The sequence below is a fragment of the Phenylobacterium sp. genome, assembly GCF_030693805.1.
GTDB lineage: Bacteria > Pseudomonadota > Alphaproteobacteria > Caulobacterales > Caulobacteraceae > Phenylobacterium.
Genome location: NZ_JAUXZW010000428.1, coordinates 1 through 1,805, shown reverse-complemented (window position 1 = coordinate 1,805; position 1,805 = coordinate 1). Strand labels below are relative to the sequence as shown.

Sequence of the window (1,805 nt, the reverse complement as noted above, 5' to 3'; positions counted from 1 at the left end):
ACAAAAAAAAAGTAATCATGGAGAAATTTAATCCACAATCGCTTGAAGCCCTTTCGCTTCTTAAAACAACAATGGTTGCCGCCGGATATTCCAGGCAGAGCATTACTTCGTACATGCGCGAGATACGTTACCTCTGCGCGTATCATCCCGACCTCTCGCCTGAACAGTGGGCCGACAGGCACATTATCCAGTACATGGCTTACCTGCGGACGGTCCACCACGCTTCGTACAGCAAATGCAAGATGGCCGCCCAAAGCGTTGCCTTCTTTTTCCGTCATGTGCTCAAGCGCCCGTACGATGTCCCTTCGAAGCTTTATCCCAAACGGGAGCACAAACTCCCGCATTATTTGACCAAGGAGGAAGTATTGAAACTGATCGAAAGTTGCCGCAGCGCCAAACAACGGGCAATAGTGGAAACCTTCTATGGTTCGGGGATACGGCTGGAAGAGTTGCGGATGTTAAAGCTGACGGACATAGAATCAAAAAACAACCGGATAGTTGTCCGTTGCGGAAAGGGGCGCAAAGACCGCTACACCCTGCTCCCGAAACGGTTGGTCGAAACCCTTCGCAGCTATTACCGGGCACAGGAACAAAAGCCAAAAAGTTATTTGTTTGAAGGCCAAAAGCTGGGAGAACCCCTGCACAGCCGGAGTATTCAGCACAGTGTTGTCATGGCCTACCAAAATGCAGGTTTATCTGCAAAAGGGCATAAGGTCCATGCCCTTCGGCATAGTTTCGCCACCCATTTGCTCGATGCCGGGGTTGACATCCATACCATCAAAGAGTTGCTGGGTCATAGCGATATAAAAACGACGATGGTTTACCTCCATTTACAGAGTTCGAAACGAAACCTGCTGGTAAGCCCGCTGGACGAACTGTATAAACCGGACAATGAAATAGCCAACATCCCAAAAAACCAAACACTGCTTTGAAACCGGGCCATACCCTGCAGCAGGTGTTGCAACAGGGCGGTGTTGAAACCCATTCGAACCCATTTACGGCCAGCGTACTGGCAAAGCTGCGCGATTGCCGTACCTCCCAAATGGGCTATCACCGGTTTCAATGCGATAATCCCGCCTGCCATCACGTGCATTATCAATATCACGGATGCCGTAACCGTCATTGCCCGGCCTGCAACTGGCAAAAGCAGGAGGAGTGGATGGAAGCCCGCATGAACGAGTTGCTCCCCGTGAAATATTTCCATGTGGTGTTCACCCTGCCACACGAGTTGAACGCGCTGGTAATGGGAAACCGCGTAAAACTGTTCAAGCTCTTGTTCGACAGCGCTTCGCATTGCCTGCTTACCCTTGCCGGCGACCCCAAATGGCTGGGCGCTGTGCCGTCAATTAGTGCAGTGCTGCATACATGGGGACAACAATTGAGTTTCCACCCGCACGTGCATTGCATTGTAAGCGGGGGCGGCGTTGACAAACAACTGAACTGGGTGGACCTGAAAAAAGACACACCCCAGGGATACCTGTTTCCTTATAAGGTGATGGAACCCATGTTTAAAAAGTATTTCCTGCGAAATTTAAACAGGATGGTACTGGACGGGGAAGTTAGTCCGAATAGCTGTCGGGATGAAAACGCATCGTTGTGGAAAGCCCTCAAACCGAAATTGTACGAAAAGCAATGGATCGTATATGCCAAACCGCCCATGGGCAGCGTATCGCAGGTAGTCGAGTACCTTTCGCGTTACGCGCACAAAGTGGCCATATCCAATCACCGTATCCTTGAAGTGGGCGACCAGACCGTGAAATTTCAGTACAAGGATTACAGCGACCACAACAAGGTAAAACAGATGC

Annotated in this window: 2 protein-coding genes; both read left to right on the top strand. The window is 50.4% G+C overall.

Annotation, left to right across the window (positions count from 1 at the left end):
• Positions 1-932: tyrosine-type recombinase/integrase (locus tag Q8M88_RS17175; protein WP_305598372.1), on the top strand; the 932-nt coding region annotated here is incomplete at its 5' end.
• Positions 929-1,805 (top strand): transposase (locus Q8M88_RS17170; protein ID WP_305598371.1); only part of this gene is annotated, 877 nt, incomplete at its 3' end. The genes Q8M88_RS17175 and Q8M88_RS17170, both read left to right, overlap by 4 nt.